Origin of the sequence: Bradyrhizobium murdochi (assembly GCF_000472965.1) — a bacterium.
GTDB classification, from domain to species: domain Bacteria; phylum Pseudomonadota; class Alphaproteobacteria; order Rhizobiales; family Xanthobacteraceae; genus Bradyrhizobium; species Bradyrhizobium murdochi.
In genome coordinates this window covers 36,930-54,412 of sequence record NZ_AXAU01000022.1, presented here as the reverse complement: position 1 = coordinate 54,412, position 17,483 = coordinate 36,930, and the positions used below count along the sequence as shown (strand labels likewise).

Below are 17,483 nucleotides of genomic sequence, written 5' to 3'. Positions count from 1 at the left end.
GGCCTTCTCGTTTGGAATGGGCAGGCATCCCCGCGCAGCAGAATGCGACCATCGGATGATCAGAAGGCCGACTTTTTCTAGACGGCCCTCTCTCTTTGCACAGCGCAGCCCCGCGAACCTGGTGAACGGTTCAGCAAGTGGCCGGACGAGCCACAGGCTCCCCAAAGCCTCGGTCGGAAATCGCTCGTGATCCAAGCGCTAAACAGCTGGTGAAGGGGTTAACGAGCAGCCGCGCCAATGCACAGGCGGTAGGCTGTGACATGTCGGCAATCGCCCCCCGCTTGCGTCGGATGGTCATCCTGGCAAGCACTAAGATCAGCAACGACGGCAAGACATTTCGCTATCCATGAAGATGAGGTCCGGATGAGGCGCGGTAAGCGGAGCTCCGAGCAGCGCCCCCTCTTCGGCTCGACGACGAAAGTCTCCAGACAATTGGCGGTATCGATCAATGAACAGCGCGATCTGGTTTGCATCACGCGCGGGTGTTTTTCATCGATATAGACCAGGCTGATTCATCCCTTGCTCCTTCCGTAGCGCGCCGGCTTAATGTCGTTGAAACCGCAGATCGTACAGGCGGCAGCGACATTCGGCTTGGCCCATTGCTCGGTCATGAGGAGGCACACCTCAATTGATCGTCCAGCGAAGCGCCCTTCCAGAATCGCGCAATACGTCCATGCTTGTGGAGCGTTCAAATCCCAGAGAGTTGCCAGATGACGCAAGAAGCAGCTCAGAGCAGCTGACTAGGGATTCTATCCGCTCGCGCGCCGCATCGGGAGCACACCCGCGCGTGGCGGGCGCTCCGTTGGAGCGCCCCTTCCCGGTGCATGCCGCTACGAGAAGTCGGCCACTTTGAGGCCAAGCCGCACCCGTCGGGACGTCTGCTAGCCAGTCCCCGGGCCTAAATTGAGCTGTTCGAAGTACCAAGACGGATCGTCCCCCGACGAATCCGTTTCGATGTATTCTTCGCCCGAATATTCCTCGACACTTCCTTCGTTTTCGTCATCACTACTCTCAGCTTTGGAGAGATATAGCTGAGGTTTGTCCACCCGCTGCCATTTTCCCTGCTCGTTCAGCGTCCACTTGTCGGGATGCTGCCTAGGGTCAAGCACATATTCATTGTCATCTTCCTTGTCTCCCACGTAAACAAAGCCCATTTGTTCTAGACGGGGCTGCACCTCATCGGTGGCAGGACGCGACATGACCAACGCCCGCTTGCCGTCAAGCCGAAGTTGATGTTCCAGCAGAACATCGCCTGCGTTCTCAACGAGCGGATGGGTAACCCGGAGAGCGACAACGGACGAGACGTGTTTTCGCCCAGGAAAGTTCCGCTCCCACGCCTCCCCTCCCATGCGACTTCGACCTTCGGTTTTTAGAAGCCCGACACTCTTGTCACCCAATTGGTAGCTGAAATATCGCGCATCATCCGAATCCTGTACGGTGGATCCGGCTCTGGCGAGCATCGCTGTTTGCCTAGCCTTGTTGGAAACGAAATCCGAGTATTCTAGCGGATTATCGGCTATGTGCTTGATGTCGTCACCGTAAAACTTTCTCAGCTCTTTCTTGAATGACTTCCTGTCGATCTCATCGATGGGAGGTACGGAAACGAGGGAGTACGGCCGTGTCGCCTCCGAGGACGAACCAGGCGCCGTGTCTGCAAGCGCTTCCGTAAACCTCCGGCCATCTGCTAATGGCTCCGATTCATCGGCCTGGCTCGCGCTTGGAAATTGACTGGAAGAACCAGTGATTCTGCTATCCATGCGGTTCGCTCTCCCTATCGCAAAAATTGCACCGTACTGGCCCACTCGAAGACCTGTAGACATGATAGGCGCGCGAGCTGACAATAAGCTGACGCACAGGCGGGGTGCATCATCCTAGCCCGGTGCTGCACGGCGAGGGGCGGCTGGCTTTCCAGCAACGCTTATTGCGATTCGCGGGAGATTCTAGCCGCCTACGTGGCGATTTCTGCATGGCCCAGGAGTTGTAGGCGCGGCGTCCAGATGCCTTCGTGATCGGCAACTATTCGATTGCTCTTGCGGCGAAGTTGCTGGGCGCTTGGACCAATGCGGCGCTCGGTCTTGCTGATCGCGTCGAGACCCGGCTGATCCAAGCCTCGCCCGGCGCGCAATATCACCGGTATTGGATATTGCGACGAACGCGACCAAACAGCGGTGCGGCAAATGACAATGTCCGTTTTGAGCTGAAGGCAGGAGCTCTATGTCGCCGCCATCGCCGGATAATCGGCAGTAACTTGAGGCAACCGACGTCGGGTCACTTGAGGGGACACGGCCGTCTATCCTGCGAACAGAGATCAGGACTGATCAATTCTTCATCGTATGCACTGTGTCAATAATCGGCTTTCTCTTGTACGCCATCATGCGCGCGAGCGCTTCTTCTGCCGGGCAGATCCTTCCGTAAGAGCGCACGCAGACGAGTGACGCCTGCGTCAGCCTGTCGTCAGCTTGGCTGACTATCAAGCCGCAGGTTCTGGCCAGCCTGAACTCAGTGCGAAACACTAATCCGATAAGAGCGCGGAACGCCATGTATAGCCGAATCAGCGGCTCGTCCAATATTCAGTACGCTCTCCTTGGCGAGGGTGACGAAACGAGACCGTCAGCAAGTAGCGCCGAGAAAACTGATGCGGACAGGCAAAGGCTCGCGGACATGTTCGCAGAGATGCACTTAGCCGCGCCGGATTCTAACGATGGCTCATCTTCGGCAGAAACGCCGTTCTATTCCCTCGTTCCCAGACCTCCAGTGGTGAAGATCGACAAGGCTTTATTTAGGAGAGAAGCGAAGCGCTTTTATGACGATGAAATCAAGCACATAGCCGATAATCCACAAGAGTACTCGGATTTCGTATCCGAAAAAGCCAAGCGCATCGCTCAGGTCGCCGAGAAATACGGCACAACTAAAGATAGCGAGCGCGCGCGATATTTCAGCTATCAATTAGGAAAGCAGAGTGTCGGACTTCTAAGAACGGAAGGCGGATTTAGCATGACTGATTTCGAAGGCGACAAGTGGCGCGAACAGTTTCCTGGGCGAACTGAAATCACATCCGTTGTAGATCTTCAGGTTACTCACCCGCTTGTCGAGAACGCAGGTGATAATCTGTTGGAGTATCAACTTCGGCTCGACGGCGAACGACCGCTGCTCAATTGGCGTGCTGCCAATCAAGAGTCAAAAGCCCGTGCAGCGAAGATGGGATTCGTTGCGGTTGACGAGAACAATATGATTCTTGACCCTGCCCAGTCCCCCGACATTTGGATAAAGAACACTGCCGGTGAATGGCAGCGTAAAAACAAACTTCCATTATATCTCTCCAAAGCTGCGGGCGGTGACAGCAGTAATATCGAGAGTGCAGCAAGTCCCGCCACGTACTCCTACGAGGATGACTTTATGTAGATTGGACGGGATCTTGTGGAGTCGCGACGGAGAAGACCGGATCTGACCGTGTCTTGGTTCCTATGCAGCGATCCTCCTTAGGCTGGATCGCATATGTGACGGCTCCCGTGGCACAAGGGCCTTCAGTGGCGACTATCAACCGTCTCGGCTGGTTCTTGGACGCTTAGCGCAATTCGGCGCCCCCAAGCTCGTCTCGACCCCTTAAGCTTGGCGCGATGCTCAGGCCGCCCAACCAATGCGGTGACAATCGCCATGGCGGCATCAAATCGATTTTGCCGCCGGATTGCTTGGGAGGCCGAGTTACGCCCAAAGCCTTGCTAGCGCAGAAAGCTTTCGGTCTGCTTCTGGCGAGCACATCGTACTCACGCCGATGTCGTTGGTCCCGAACTTTGCTGACCAGGAGGAAACGGCTTTGTTACGGCACCGACTTTGCGGATGTACCACAGTGATCATCGGTGAGATGCGGCGAGATTTTCTGTGAGCATTAGCATTAGCCTATTGCGCGGGGCGGTGGGCCTCACTTTTCGCATTCGTGCTGATTTGGGTGTGAAGACTCGGCGGCCACTTCGATTAGGCATGGAGAAGAAGATGTTTCAACGATTGCTAAAGGCGCGCAGCGTTGTCTATTTCAAGGCCCGATCGACTAGTCGTGATGCCGAAACTGATCGTGCCCGTGCTACGTCCATCTATCGTTCGATAGAGGACGCGCTGCAAGGCGCAATGGCCGAGCAAGCTAACCTAAAATCGAGTGTCGATGAGGCGTTGGCGCGGTCGGCAGTAACGTTGGGCAATGATTCCGACGAATATCTTACGCGCGATCCGCAAGATAACCACTATCAGAATTTGCTCGGTAGTGAAATTGCGGAGGGGGAAAGGCGGTTGAACGAGCTAGAAGTCACTATCAGGCATATCCAGTTTTTGAAAACCGCGCTCGTCACGCGCTTTCCGGACTTCGGCTTCGGAGACAACATTCCTCATGCGAAAGATATCGGATGAGAGTGGCTCAACAGGAACGTGGCCAATTTCTAGGTTGGCGCGCTCCCTCTGATCACTTGAGGTTGCATTGGGACCGGCGCAGGCTCGCTGATAAAGGGTCGGCCCGCCGCAGGGGAACCGGTGCGCCGAGGCTAGTTGGCGCCGCAGTGCGCAAGAGGGCCCGATAAGCGACAACTAGCGGCCGTCGGTCTTCTCTACCGATCACGGGTTCGATAGCGGATCGGGGGCGAAGCTCGCGTTCGATGACTCCCAGGACCCTGTGCTCCTGGCCGAGATGAAGACGCGGCGTGGGTTGGCGGTTGTGTGGCCGCGATAGCCCTTAACCACATACGCGCGCTCGACTGTGCCGCCGGTGAGTTTCTTGTTGCATCAACGGCATCGCCGAGCGTGTGGAATACGGGTCGTAGACCAAGCGATCGCACACCCCCCTTCGGACAGGCCGTAGATGGTTTGAGCAGCAGCAGTCCTATTCTGGAGCGGCTTGGGATGCCCTCCCGGTTAGCGGCACGTAATTAACTATTATTGAGAGCATGCTCTACCAACGTTGACTGGCTGCCATGCCAATGTAACCCCATATCTCGAGTTTGCACTTGCCCCTTGAGGCGATCAGCCGTGCTGCAGATGCACCCCAACTGCTCACCTTGTTGAGGGAAATACGTTCGCGTCCGTGACGGATTGACGTTAGCCGGCTAGGGGCCTGATTGAACCCAAATGCGAAAGCATTGTTGCTGCCTTCGCGGCGTCATTTGCTCTCCATCTTGTCGTGTTCGGTTGGGGACGTTGATGTGGAGAATCCGACTACTGCAGCTAAATCATTCCCCAGATTCTGCTTCGCGCGCGTGGTTTTTCCTTCTTCAAGGGACGTGGAGAGCACTTCGGCGTGTGGCACGCCGATTGCTGTGATGAGGATTGCCGCAGTTAAAGAGCGCTGCGCCGGTCACCGACCTAGGAATTCACAATGAGACTTGTTCGATTGATCTTGATCAATGTGGCGTTGACGCTAGTCGTAACTGTACGACCGGCAGACATTGATATTGCCGTCGCCCGCCAACTTAGCCGCGCCGACCAAGGAAATAGCCTCGAGCATCAATCGGACGGCTGCTCGCGAAGCAGCTGTGAGCTCGGGCGCGAATGGACGATGCTACAACCAGATCACGCAACGTTGCGCAGCCGTTGAAGAGCAGCGCCGACCGCGAACCAAGGTTGGGTTCATCGATCTCCAAAGGGCCTGAGGCTCACGTGATCATTGAGCGCTATGATTAGGTGCTCGAAGGGCCAGACCTCGACCGCAGGTCGGGGCTGGCATCTGGCAGTCGACAAGGCTGTCGATCAGCCTCGCCAGCCTCACGACCGTGACCCTGTCAGCATCGGGATCGCGACATTCGCTTGACTTGGTGATCTTCGATTTGCTGGGACCCTAGTCGACTAAGCCAGCGCAAGCATGGGATACGGATGACCCACCGGATCAAACCAAAACCGCGCGTGATTGAAGGCGGCAAGGCCGATCGCGCATTGCATGCTGATACTTCGCAGCCGCGGATGGTGTGGAACCCCTGGCCGCTTGCGGCGTTCCTCCTCAGCGCGCTCCTGTGGGTCGGTATCTGCTGGCTCATCTACGCGTTCTTGTGAGCGAGACGGCGTGCCAACGCAGCCAAATTAGCGCCACAAGGATGGACGCGTTGGCAAGCGCAATCTTGCATACACACCTGTGGTCATCGACTGACCTTTCTCAGCGGGTCGCGGCCGCAAGAATATTGGAGGCACGTACGTAGCACGCCGGGTGGATTAGCCAACTTATGGGTCACCAACGCCAGACGCCGCAATACGCATCGCCATTGCGCCCGACGGACCCGAGGCGCGCAACTCGATCCGCGTCAGGTCCAACTCGGACAATGCGCAGTGTTCGAACCGGATGTACTGCCAGCCGGCGGCGACCGTGGCCGGCGCCGCTCGCCGATCCAGCATGAGGTCAAGATGGTTGTCCTTGCGCCGGCTCAGGGCGGTGTCGCTCCCGCTCGCTCCATCCGTCGCATCGGGCGACGGCGTTGCGTCGGATCGGACCGACGGCAGCGCGCGCACGCCGCCGCCTCCCGCGCGTTCAGGCCTGCGTACGCTGGCCTCCCCCCGCAGCGTCGCTGCGGTAGCGGCTGGTCGAGGTCTGGTAGTACTGCGCGCGGAGGGCCGCCATGGCCTCGATCAACGGTCCCCACGGCGCGGGAAAGCGTTCTTCCGCCATCACCCGGTGCAGCATGCGCGTATGGCCGGCCAGCTCGTCGTTGAGGAACTCCACCACAGGCATAGCCGGATAGCGCTGCAGCAGCAGGATCGCCGCGTTGTCGGCCTCGCCGGCCGATCTGTCCTTGTCGCGTCCATGCAGATCGTTCTGCAGGCGCCCTATCGCGGAGATGAGGCGCAGGACCTGGCGAAACGTCGGACGCGCGCGCAAGGTCGCCATGTCCAGCCCCCACAGCAACGACAGGCAACAGAACACGTTCGCGTAGGCGATCGAATCGATGCCGTTGTGCAGGTACTCGGCGTAGGACCAGCGTTCCGCCCCTGCCGCCTGCTCTTGTCCGGCGCGCAGCGCCGCGCAGTAGCAGCGGGTATCGTCGAGAAGCTGAGCATAGTCGCGACGATCGTAGGCGAGCGCGGCCAGCGAAGCGCGCAGCACAGCGCAGCCCTCGAATCCGGGGAGCGCGCACGGCACGCCCTGCCCCAGCGCCTGCTCCACCGCGGCGAGCTGCTCCGGCGCAATCAGGCCAAGGTCGTTGCAATCGTCGAGCCAGAACAGCAGCGCCAGTTCCCGATAGAACGCCACGATCAGCGTTTCGTCCTGCGGATCGCGGCCGGTGCGGGCGCTGGTGTCGCGCAGGCTCGGCTGGATGCGCTGCAGGATGTACTGGCCGCCCCTGACCGCTTCCACAGCATGCTCGTCGGCGAACCCGGTCAGGGAACGCCCCCACTCCAGCACCTGCTGCAGCGCGCTTTCGGTCTGGATCATGGCGCCGCTCCTGCTCCCTCGGCCAGGACGCGCCGCTCCCAACGAAGCGCCAGCCACAACCCGGCGAGTTCAGCCACGCGCACGACCCGGGTGGGGCAATACAGTTCCTTGCCGATCCACAGCGGCGTCTGCGGCAATGCATGCGCCGCATGGCGGGCGAGCATCCACTCCAGCGCACGCGCCACCGCCTGCGCGATGCGCCGGCGCCCAGTCGGCTCTTCCCTGCCGTCCATCACGTGCAACGCGAACAGCGCATAGGCGGTTTCCTCGAATGTGGACGCGCGACCGGCGCCCCAGCCTCCGTCGTCGCGCTGCGCCTGCAGCAGCGCCGCCAGCGCGCGCTCGTCGCGCCACTGGGGCTCGCCTTGCGCCAGCGCAGCGACCGCATGCGCGGTGGGATACAGCCATGAAACGTGCCATTTTTCGTTGTCCCATAGACCGTGCGCGTTGCGATTGGCCTCGACGTAGGCGCTGGTGCCCGCGGCGGGCTTTCCCAACAGTCGCAACGCATGCAGGGCATGAATGTTGGTCGACACCGAGGCATTGCGCTCGCCGGGGAAGGTGACGAACTTCTCGCCGATTTCGAAATGGCGCAACGCATCGACCGCCCCGTCGCGGCCTGCAAGGCGCAGGACGCACAACGCAACGGCGGTGTCGTCCGCATCGGCTGCGAAGTGCATGGCCGGGCCCAGACCGCGCACGCCCAGGCGGGCGTCGAGCTGCGCGACGATCACGCGCACCGTCTCGGCGAGCGCGGGATGCGCGAACAGCCCGGCCAGATGCAGGGTGTACAGCGACCAGCATGGCTCGAACACATTGATCGGCCAGACGTTAGGTACGACACCTTCGATACCGCTACGCGTCGCCCGCGATGCCGCCTGCAGATACGCGTCGGCGCGCCCGACCTGCGGCGTGCTCCCCTTTGTCACGGCGTGCGCACGCCACGCGGCGGTGGCCGCCGGACTAATGCCGATGCTGCCGTCATCATCCGGGCATGCGGTGGTCGGCGACGTCCCCCAGGCTTCCCAGGAGTGCAGCAACGGATGGCCGCTCGGCAACGTCGCCACCGTTCCCAGCTTGACCAAGCGCGCTTGCCGCAACGGCAACAGCGCCGGGTGGCGCGGAAACGCCACGTCGCCCAGCAAGGATGCGGCCTCGCCGCAAAACTGCGGCAGGATCAGCTCCACGCCGATCGGCGCGTCTTCCGGCACCGCATGCGCGTAGGGATCGGGCTGGCGCTGGAGGAATCGGGTTGCAGCCTGGACTGCGTCGGCAGCGCCGGGAAGAGGATCGGCACACTGCAATGCCAGCAACGCCGCCCACGTGGGCGCATGGCGAAACAGCGGGAAATCCGCGCTTCCCCATCCGCCATCGGCCTGTTGCTGCACGATGAGCCACGCGTATGCGTCCTGCCGACCGGTGACGTTGCCGTGGAACTGCAGAGCTCGCGCCGTGTCGTAGACGGACGGACCGACGCTGCCGCCATCGCTCATCTCGCTCAGCAGGTGGCGCAACTCGGAAAGGATCTGTTCGGACAGCGCGTTCACGCGGGATGTTCCTTCTGCAGACGGTCGACGAGAACCAGGATCGGGCAGACGCCGCGCACGTCGCCGCAGTCCCGTTGCGGCCCGGCGCATGGGGAGCGCCGGACGGCCGCCCTGCTCCGGCGCGGCGACGCGCCCCGATGCTGCGCCGGTCCGGCGCCGCGGATTCGGACACAGTGCAGCATGCACCGCTGCCGCCGGCCGATCGCAGCGGCACAGGGGCGACTCCACGCGGAGGGCGCGCTCATGCGCATGGCGCGTGCTTGAACAGATACGCGTTGGCCCGCTGCAGCATCTGCGCCAACCTTTCCACACGTGGCCCCAGCGGGGCGATTGCCTCCCAGGCGTCGCGCAACAGATCCAGCGCGAACTGGCGTGCTGCCTGCAGTCCCATGATCGACGCGCAGGTCGGCTTCTGCGCCGCCGCGTCCTTGCCGGAGGTCTTTCCCAGCGTCGCGGTATCCGCTGTCACGTCGAGAATGTCGTCGATCACCTGCAACGCCAGGCCGAAACAGGCGCTGTAGCGATCGAGCGCACAGTACAGCGCAGCGTGCGCGGCATCCTCCGCGATGGCGCATAGCGCGCCCATGCGAACGGACGCGCGCACGAGCGCTCCGCTCTTCATCCGGTGCATCGCCAGGATCCTGTCCAGCTCGACGTGCTTTCCAACCAGCGACAGATCCATGGCCTGCCCGCCTGCGGCACCCTCGGCGGACACCGCCTGCGCCAGTTCGCGCACGAGCGCGATCCGGTTGTCGCCCGGCGCATCCAGGGTCGCCAGGGCCAGGAAGGCGTGCGCCTGCAGCGCATCTCCGACCAGGATCGCAGTAGCTTCGCCGAACTTGACGTGCACGGTCGGAAGGCCGCGGCGAAGCACGTCGTCGTCCATCGCGGGCAGATCGTCGTGGACCAGGGTACAAGCGTGCATCATCTCGATGGCGGCGCCGACATCGTCGAGCATGTGCGCTGGCGTGTCGGCCAGTGCCCCGGCAGCCAGACAGAGCAAGGCGCGGGTGCGCTTCCCGCCATGCAAGGTGGCGTAGCGCATGGCCGCCATCAGCTCGGTCTCACCATCATGTTCGGCGCAGAGAAGACGCGCCAGCACCTGTTCGACCCGCTTTGCGCCGTCCTGCATCCAGATCTCCGGCAGCAGCCTGCCGGATGCGCCGCGCGCCTGCGCGCCCAATCCGCCGAGCGCGGAAACGCCAGTTCGGTCGTCGTGTAGCGTGGAACCGGTCTGCATGTTGCTCATGTCCTTCCTGACAGGAGACGGCCACGTCGAGCGGCGAGCCCCGCGGTGTTGCCGGCGTCGCACCGAGCGCGCGCGCCGAGTGCAGAAGTGCCGCGCGTCACCGGCGCTGCTTCCTCGCCACAGGGACACGCAATGCCAGCTCATGAGAATCCGATGCGGATAGTCATGGACGGATGTGCGGTCGGGTAATAGCGCCGGCCTTTTTCGACGCTGCTCAGCAACCGAGGCCGCACCCCGGCCTCGTGCATGGTCAGCGCCAAGGCGATGCAGAACTGCACCAGTTCCAGCCATGCCAGGTGGTAGCCCATGCAGACGTGTGGGCCGGTACCGAACTGCAGCATGTCCACCGGCCGGATCGGCTCGGTGCGTTGCAGCCACCGCGCCAGCCGAAACTGATCAGGCGCCTCGTGCAGCAGCGCCGAGGTCGAGAAATGCAGCAGCGGGATGCACAGATCGGTGCCCGCGGGAATGCGCCGTTGGCCGAGTCGCAATTCACGCAGTGCGCGACGCACCAGGAGCGGCGTCGGCGGATGCACGCGCAGCGTCTCGCGGAACAGCGCCTCGGCGACCGGACACTGCGCCAGGTCCGCGTGCCGGGTCGGCACCGCGCCCACGCGTTGCGCCTCCTCGACCAGGGCGTCCCACAGCCCAGGCTGCCGCGCCAGCTCGATCACCATCCAGGCCATCGTCGAGGCGGTGGTGTCGTGACCACCAAGCAGCAGCAAGCGGATATTGGCGACCAGGACGTCATCGGAAAGCGCATCGTCGCTGCTATCGAAGGCGCTCACCATGTCGTTGATCAACCCGGTGCGCGAGGCATGTTCGCGCGCGGCGCGGACGAACCCGCGCAACCGCGCATCGATCCAGTCGCGGGCGGCGCGGCCGCGCCGCAACGGCAGTCCGGGCAAGTCGACCGGGGGCGCGACGATCAACTGCAGCAGTTGCCGGTACTTGCGATGCCATCCCGGCAGGTCCTGCGCGGGGATTCCCACGAGGCTGAAGATGAGCTTGAGCATCAGGTCGCCGGTTTCGCGCAGGATGGTTACGTCGCCGCGGTCGCGCCACCTCTGCACGCGCGCCCGGATGACAGGCGCGAACAGCTCGCCGATGCCGGCCTGGGTCAGCCCCTTGGGCAGGAGCGCCGCCTGGATCGCATCGCGCGCCTGCCGGTGCGCGATGCCGTCCTGGGCGACCAACGTTCCGCCAAACAATTCGGGCGCGATGTCTTCGATCAGCGCCGAGGAAACGTCCTTGTGCCGGAGCAGTGCGAGAGCATCCGGATCCAGACTGGTCATCAAGTGTCCGGCAGGGCCGAAATCCAGCCAGAAGTGGCTGCCCAGCGTCCGTTCCGCGCGCCGCAGCAGGCGCGGCAGGTCGCAGACGACGGCGGGAAGATGCCCGACCAAGGGGAAAGCGCCGGGCACGACCGGGATGTCGTGCCGCAGCCGATGCCGACGGTTCAGCGGGTTGAGCAGCATGTCCATCAGCAGCGCGGCGACGCGTCCGCTTCGGCGGTCTCGCCGGAAGGCCGCGCGGCGCGGCTGTTGCCACCGTCGGCGTACGTCGGCACATGCGCCAGCATGCCGCCGTCGATGCACACGACCTGGCCGGTGATGAACGCAGCATCGTCGGAGAGCAGGAACGCCACCAGCGCGGCCACGTCGTCGGGACGGCCGATGCGCGGCAGGAGCTGGTGCCGGCGCAGATGGGTTTGCATGCACGCGTCCAGCTTGGCGAGGAGACGCTCGGTCATGATGAGACCCGGCGCAACCGCATTGCAGCGGATCTGCGCATGACCGTACTGGGTGGCGAGCGAGGCCGACAGCATGTTCATCGCCGCCTTCGATGCGGCGTAGGATGTCAGCGCGGTGTCACCGCTGAGCCCCTGGCACGACGACATGTTGACGATCGCGCCACCACCGCGGGCGATCATCCGTGGGATGGCGTGCCGGCAGCAGAGCAGCGTGCCACGCAGATTGGTCGCCATGGTCTGATCCCAGACCGCCAGGTCCAGCTCGAGGATCGCGCGGTCGCGCGGGGTCAGATGCATCGCGCTCGCGTTGTTCACCAGCAGGTCGACCCTACCGAAGTGCCGCTCCGCCGTCTCGAACAGCGCTGCCACCGCCTGCGCATCGGCGATGTCGATCGCCAGGGCGAGCGCGTGGCCCGCTTCGGCCCCGATCTGCGCGGTGCAGGCGATAGCCGCCGAGCCATCAATGTCGGCCACCACCACTCTGCCGCCCTCGCGCGCGATGGCGAGGGCGCATGCCTTGCCGATGCCGGCGCCGGCGCCGGTCACCACGGCCACCTTGCCTTCAAACCGTCCCATCGTGTCCTCCTGGATTGCGTTGGTCTCTCGCGGCATGCCGCTCGGCCTCCTCTGGAGAAGGCGCAGGGTCGGCGCTGGCGCGCTCGTCATCGCCAGCGTCGCTTTCGATGACCCGAATGGCGGCGACCGGGCACTGGCTCGCCGCGAGCCTCACGGCGGCGTGCAGCGCCTGCGGGACCGTCGCCACGCACACTTCGGCCACGCCGTCCGGTTCGCGCTGGCAAAAGGTGCCCGGCAGCGTGAGCACGCACTGCCCGCTGGTTCCGCACAGATCCTGGTCGACCACGACGCGCATCTCAGCTCTCCTGCGCATGCAGCCGCACCGGGAGCGCGCGGAACGTCCGAAGGAACGCGGAGGGCTCCCGGATCGGCTGCTCGGCCAATGCCAGCGTGGGGAAGCGGGCCTGGATCCGCGGCAGGCTCTCGGCCAACTGCACCCGGGCCAGTTGCGCACCGAGGCAGAAGTGAATGCCGTGGCCGAAGCTCAGCATGATCTTCCCGTCGGTCGACATGCCTGGACTGGTGCCGTAGAACCGCGCGGGATCGAAGCGATCGGGATCGGCGAAGGCGTCCGGGTCGCGATTGCCGGACGCGATCAGCACGCGCACGTCCGCGTTCTTCGGGATCACCACGCCGCCCAGTTCGATGTCGCGCTGGGCGATACGCGGAATGGAGCTGAACATCGCGGGCGCGTCGCAGCGCAGGACTTCTTCGACGAATGCCTTCACCCCCACGGCGTCTCCCTGCAGCCAGTGCCGCTGTTCGGGATACGCCAGCATCGCCAGGACCGCATGGTCGATGGTCGCAGCAGTGGTGGCGAAGCCGCCCAGCAGCATGCCCCACAACATGCTGATCAACTCCGCATCCGACAGCGTGTCGGCATCATCGTCATGTGCGCCGACCAGCATCGACACGATGTCGTGCCGGGGATCGGTGCGCTTGCGCTGTATGAGGCCGCCGAAGTAGGCCTTCACTCTGGCACTGGCCGCGTCCGCCGCGGCGAGCTGGGGATCGCTGGCGTGCGGGCTCAGGCCTTCCAGAATGGCGCCGATGCCGGCGGCGAGCCCGAACATGTCGTCCTGGGGCATGCCAAACAGTTCGGCGAAGACCAGCATGGGCAAGGCCAGCGCGAATTCCCGATGCAGGTCCACGGCCTCCCCGCGCTCCAGCGCGGGCGCCATGCCGTCCAGGCGCGCGGCGACGATGCGCGCGATGCCCGGCCGCAGGTCGTCGATCTGGCGCATGGTGAAATCGCGCGAGATCAGCCGGCGCAGACGCGTATGCGTCGGTGGGTCCTTCATCGCTAGCGTGGAGGCCAGCAGATTGAGCGACAGGCTGGTCGCCGCGCGCGGGAAATAGCGCGCCAGTTCGCCCGGCGCCGGTCCCCGAAACGCATCGCCGGTGGCCGTGAGCGCCCAGTAGATGTCGGAGTGGCGGCTCAACAGAAGGAGGCCCGACGGCGCGCGATGGACCGGATCGTGCTCGCGCAACCACCGCATGAACGGATACGGGTCGTGGATGCACGCTGGCGAGGCCAGTTCGGCGAAGGCGTCGGGGCATGCTGCCGTGGTTTCTTGCACGTCCATCTTGGTTACCTGTTGGCTGGCTGATCTGACCGGCGCGCGCCATGCGCCGGCAATTGCGGAGAAGATCGCGATCCCCGGCGGCGTCCGCGCATCACCAGAGCACCGGGAACTCCTCGAACCCGCCGGTAATGATCTCCTTGCGCAACTTCAGTTCTTCGGGCGCCACGGCCAGGCGCAGCGCGGGAAAGCGCTGGAAGATCGAACCGAACACCACCTTGAGTTCCAGCCTGGCCAGCGCCGCGCCGATGCAGTGATGCGGTCCGTAGGAGAACGCCAGGTGCTCCTTTTCTTCGCGTCCGATGTCGAAGATTTCCGGGTCGTCGAAATGGCGCGGATCGAACGACGTCGCCGGCAGGCCGACCAGCACCTTACTCTCCGCGGGAATATGCACGCCCGCGATGGTCACGTCGGTTCTCGGATAGCGCATGATGCCGTCCCAGCCCGCGCCAGGCGGGTACATGCGCAGGATTTCCTCCACCGCCTTGTCCACCAGGGATGGATCGCCGACCAGGCGTTCGCGCTGTTGCGGATGGCGGAACATAGCCAGCAGGCCGAATTCAATCTGCGCGACGGTGCTCTCGTGCCCCGCGACCAGCATGCCCGCCGCCAGGCCGATCGCCTCTTCCTCGGTCGCCTTGCCCTGGTCGACCGCCGCGAGCAGATCCGTCAGCAGGTTGTCGCCCGGATCCTGGCGCTTGTCCCGCATCTTGCCGCGATTGTAGGCGCGCAGTTCTTTCCAGGCCAGGCGCGACGCGCTGCGCGGGCCGCTTTCATGCTGGTGCGTCATCACCTCGTCGGACAGCCCGGCGAAAAAGGCGTGATCCTCGTAGAGCACGCCCATCAGCGCGCTGATGACCATGGCCGGAAGCGGAAAGGAGAGATGGCGCCGCAGGTCGGCGGGCTGTGGCTGGGCCGCAAGCGTCTCGAACAAGTGCGCGGCGATCGCCTCGACCTGCTGCGCGAGCAGCTTCACCTTGCGATTGCTGAAGGCCGGCGCCACGATCGTGCGTAACCGGGCATGCTCGCCCCCCTCGTGCGAGACCAGCCACCCCGGCGAACCGAGAATCACCGAATCCGGGGTGAATGCGGCCGGCGGCATTCCCGCGGGCCGGAACGCCGCGTCGGACAGCACCGCCTTGGCCTCGTCGTAGCCTGTCACCCACCAGCCTTCGTGCCCGGATGGGAAGCGCACGCGGTGGATCGGACCGTCGGCGCGTAGCGCCAACATCTCGGGCGAGGGCTCGATGTGATCGACGCGCCACATCGGCAGCGTCGGCAAAGGTTGTTCGGACATGGTGGCACTTCACTCTCTAAGCGACGGAAGGGCGGAAGGTGACCGGCAGGTGCTGCGGGCAGCGGCTTCACTTGCGCTTGCGTTCACTTCTGTTCGTCGACGATGATCGGCGGGGAAGGCGGCCAGACCCTAGGGCCTCAATTTGGCTTTAGCCAACTACCGAATGTTGTAGTAGCCCCCTAAGCTCAAAGCGAAAAAATGCATGCTTGGCCTTGAAATAGCATCGCGATGACGACCAAGAGCGACGCAAAACTCACGCGCCTGTACGTTGGAGGGGCCAGCTGCGGCATTTCTCTATCGCCGTACACTGGGCGCGTTAACCGCTCCTTCTTCACACAGTCGAAATCCCCCTCGAACGCGTTGGTGTCGGCGCCGAGGCGCACGTTGCGCGGCAGTTTGTCAGCGAGCAGGCGCTAGATCATGTCATGCCCGCGCGTTGCCATTCCATCCTGCCGGCGCGCTTGAGGGCAGCGTTCTTGGCCGTTGTATCGGGCATCGCACAAGCGGCTGCATCCGACTTAACGCCGCTGAATGCGGTCGAGCGTCGATCTCCTATGCTGCAACAGCACCGGCCCAACGCACACTGCCGGGTATAAGGTGCGTGGGGCCGGTTGGGGATGGCGCGGCACTTGGCCGTCCAACCCAGACAAACCCGTGCAAATGATATGCCACGCGAAATAGTGCCGATGATCGGCGTCGATTCGCCGGCGTCGGGCGCACGGATTTCAATTGCGGCAGGACGCGTCTACTTATGGGCCATTTCCTCCTTAGTGGCCGGACGATCGCCGGATTTCGATGTCGGCGAGACTTCGTTGCGCAGTGTGGCCAGAGGGGCGCGGGTATCCGAACGGATTAGAATTATTGCGTCACAAATCATGACGACGCATGAGCTTCCATTTGATTGCGCAGCAGGGACATCTACGTAACGTCTAAGCAGATGAGCTCGCGACGCACCGCCGCATGCTAGCGAACGAGTTTGCATCTCACGCTCCGTTTTGAGCGGGAGCGACGCGGGTCAGCTCGTCATTGCATGAGCCGCGCGAAGCGCGTGGTCAAGAAGTCAACGCTGCCGTCGCGCCATTGACATTCCGCCAGGTTTGTTTCGGTAGACCGAGCTCAACTCACACACACACCTTGAACTATCAAGTATTTTGCTCGTCCTCCTATTGTATCAGTTTCGCCGCCCGTCCATTCCGGACCCTTCCTTCGGGCGGCAGCGGTCCCCTGACGAGGCGACCACACAAATTGCGCGGCAAGAACGCCCGTTGCTCATTCGAAGCTGTTCCGCTCACGCTTATATGAGAGTCCTAACCTGCACGTTCTCGCTCATATCGGCCTCCTTCATTTTACGTTATTGCCGTTCCTCCTTTGGACGCTGCCACCCTTGGACCAAACAGTGCACAGGATGTCGCAAATCGTGACGCCACTTCGCAAACCTTACCTACGAGCTTGTGAGGTTGGATTAGCCTTCGCAACGACTTGCAAGCGGTTGCGACACATGTAGTTGTTGCGAAGCGCACATGCACGCTGTCCGGAATCCGCCAAGCTGTTTGCGGACGCGACATCGTAATTGCCGCATGCGTCGCATGCGGTGTTGTTGTGAAGGAGAAGAGCGTATGAAGTTTAGTCGCAGATGCCTGTCGATCCTGTTTTCTTTGCTTTCGGCTGTGAGCGTGAGCACGATCGCCAAGGCCGATGAGCCCTCGCCGAAATACGCCGAGGTGCTCAGTGCTCTGCAGGCTGGCAAGAATGTGAAGCTCATATTGGACCTAAGCCGCTGTACTACGCTCGATGGCGGCAAGCCCGGGCCAGCGACGCAGGCGGGGCTGCTTATTAGCGCCTTCAGGGTGACCGCCCAGAACGGCATCAGCTTTGCCAATGCCCATCAAACCGTGGATAGCTCGGGACAGCCAGTGACGGAATACATTCGTCACAGCCTCAGCCGCGAAGGCAAGCTTACGGTGCGGGCCTCCAAGCTGATCGTCGGGGCGACCCAAGTAGTGAATCAGGGCGAATTCGTGTGCGAACTGCCGGACGGCGCAAAGTTCGTTTCTTCGCTCCCCTGACCTTTCGAGTGCA

13 protein-coding genes and 2 pseudogenes are annotated in these 17,483 nt (G+C 63.0%); 4 read left to right on the top strand and 11 right to left on the bottom strand.

Translation table 11 applies throughout. The features are described 5' to 3' along the window. Window positions 1-881: 881 nt before the first annotated feature. On the bottom strand, window positions 882-1,757 hold the full coding sequence (locus YUO_RS0130610; protein ID WP_028350660.1) for a hypothetical protein: 876 nt from the start codon (window positions 1,755-1,757) through the stop codon (window positions 882-884). Between the two features lie 781 nt (window positions 1,758-2,538). Between YUO_RS0130610 and YUO_RS0130595 the strand changes: the two genes are divergently transcribed. Then, window positions 2,539-3,402, top strand: coding sequence for a hypothetical protein (locus YUO_RS0130595; RefSeq protein ID WP_028350658.1), 864 nt, complete (start codon window positions 2,539-2,541; stop codon window positions 3,400-3,402). Between the two features lie 576 nt (window positions 3,403-3,978). After that, window positions 3,979-4,398 carry a hypothetical protein gene (locus tag YUO_RS0130590; protein WP_235782884.1) on the top strand — a complete coding sequence of 140 codons (420 nt, stop codon included), beginning with the start codon at window positions 3,979-3,981 and terminating at the stop codon, window positions 4,396-4,398. 196 nt (window positions 4,399-4,594) lie between these two features. On the opposite strand, the pseudogene YUO_RS48095 reads toward YUO_RS0130590, so the two are convergent. Beyond that, a pseudogene (locus YUO_RS48095) lies at window positions 4,595-4,790 on the bottom strand (IS5/IS1182 family transposase); the annotation flags it as partial. A gap of 1,060 nt (window positions 4,791-5,850) precedes the next feature. Here YUO_RS48095 and YUO_RS46660 point away from each other — a divergent pair. After that, window positions 5,851-6,027 (top strand): hypothetical protein, encoded by a 177-nt coding sequence (locus YUO_RS46660; RefSeq protein WP_156908832.1) that lies wholly within the window; start codon window positions 5,851-5,853, stop codon window positions 6,025-6,027. Between the two features lie 222 nt (window positions 6,028-6,249). Here YUO_RS46660 and YUO_RS48090 read toward each other — a convergent pair. The 9 genes and pseudogenes from YUO_RS48090 to YUO_RS0130540 all read right to left on the bottom strand — a co-directional run. Then, window positions 6,250-6,468 (bottom strand): annotated as a pseudogene (locus YUO_RS48090) (type 2 isopentenyl-diphosphate Delta-isomerase); the annotation flags it as partial. Window positions 6,469-6,496: 28 nt separating this feature from the next. Continuing rightward, a complete protein-coding gene (locus YUO_RS0130575) occupies window positions 6,497-7,399 on the bottom strand; it encodes a terpene synthase family protein (protein ID WP_028350655.1) in 903 nt (300 codons plus the stop codon). Then, entirely contained in the window at window positions 7,396-8,946 is a 1,551-nt protein-coding gene (locus tag YUO_RS0130570; protein WP_028350654.1) for a hypothetical protein, read from the bottom strand. Before YUO_RS0130570 ends, YUO_RS0130575 begins: the two co-directional genes overlap by 4 nt. Window positions 8,947-9,187: 241 nt before the next feature. Then, on the bottom strand, window positions 9,188-10,186 hold the full coding sequence (locus YUO_RS0130565; RefSeq protein ID WP_028350653.1) for a polyprenyl synthetase family protein: 999 nt from the start codon (window positions 10,184-10,186) through the stop codon (window positions 9,188-9,190). Window positions 10,187-10,335: 149 nt separating this feature from the next. Beyond that, window positions 10,336-11,679 carry a cytochrome P450 gene (locus YUO_RS0130560; protein ID WP_028350652.1) on the bottom strand — a complete coding sequence of 448 codons (1,344 nt, stop codon included), beginning with the start codon at window positions 11,677-11,679 and terminating at the stop codon, window positions 10,336-10,338. Then, window positions 11,679-12,524 (bottom strand): SDR family oxidoreductase, encoded by an 846-nt coding sequence (locus YUO_RS0130555; protein WP_028350651.1) that lies wholly within the window; start codon window positions 12,522-12,524, stop codon window positions 11,679-11,681. The genes YUO_RS0130560 and YUO_RS0130555 overlap by 1 nt, the downstream gene beginning before the upstream one ends. Then, complete coding sequence (locus tag YUO_RS0130550) at window positions 12,511-12,819, bottom strand: ferredoxin (RefSeq protein ID WP_028350650.1); 309 nt, start codon at window positions 12,817-12,819, stop codon at window positions 12,511-12,513. Before YUO_RS0130550 ends, YUO_RS0130555 begins: the two co-directional genes overlap by 14 nt. 1 nt (window position 12,820) lies before the next feature. Further along, window positions 12,821-14,110 (bottom strand): cytochrome P450, encoded by a 1,290-nt coding sequence (locus YUO_RS0130545; RefSeq protein WP_028350649.1) that lies wholly within the window; start codon window positions 14,108-14,110, stop codon window positions 12,821-12,823. 91 nt (window positions 14,111-14,201) lie between these two features. Beyond that, entirely contained in the window at window positions 14,202-15,404 is a 1,203-nt protein-coding gene (locus YUO_RS0130540) for a cytochrome P450 (protein ID WP_028350648.1), read from the bottom strand. A gap of 1,616 nt (window positions 15,405-17,020) precedes the next feature. On the opposite strand from YUO_RS0130540, the gene YUO_RS0130530 reads away from it, so the two are divergent. Continuing rightward, window positions 17,021-17,470, top strand: a complete 450-nt coding sequence (locus tag YUO_RS0130530; RefSeq protein ID WP_028350646.1) for a VirK family protein — start codon at window positions 17,021-17,023, stop codon at window positions 17,468-17,470. Window positions 17,471-17,483 lie beyond the last annotated feature (13 nt).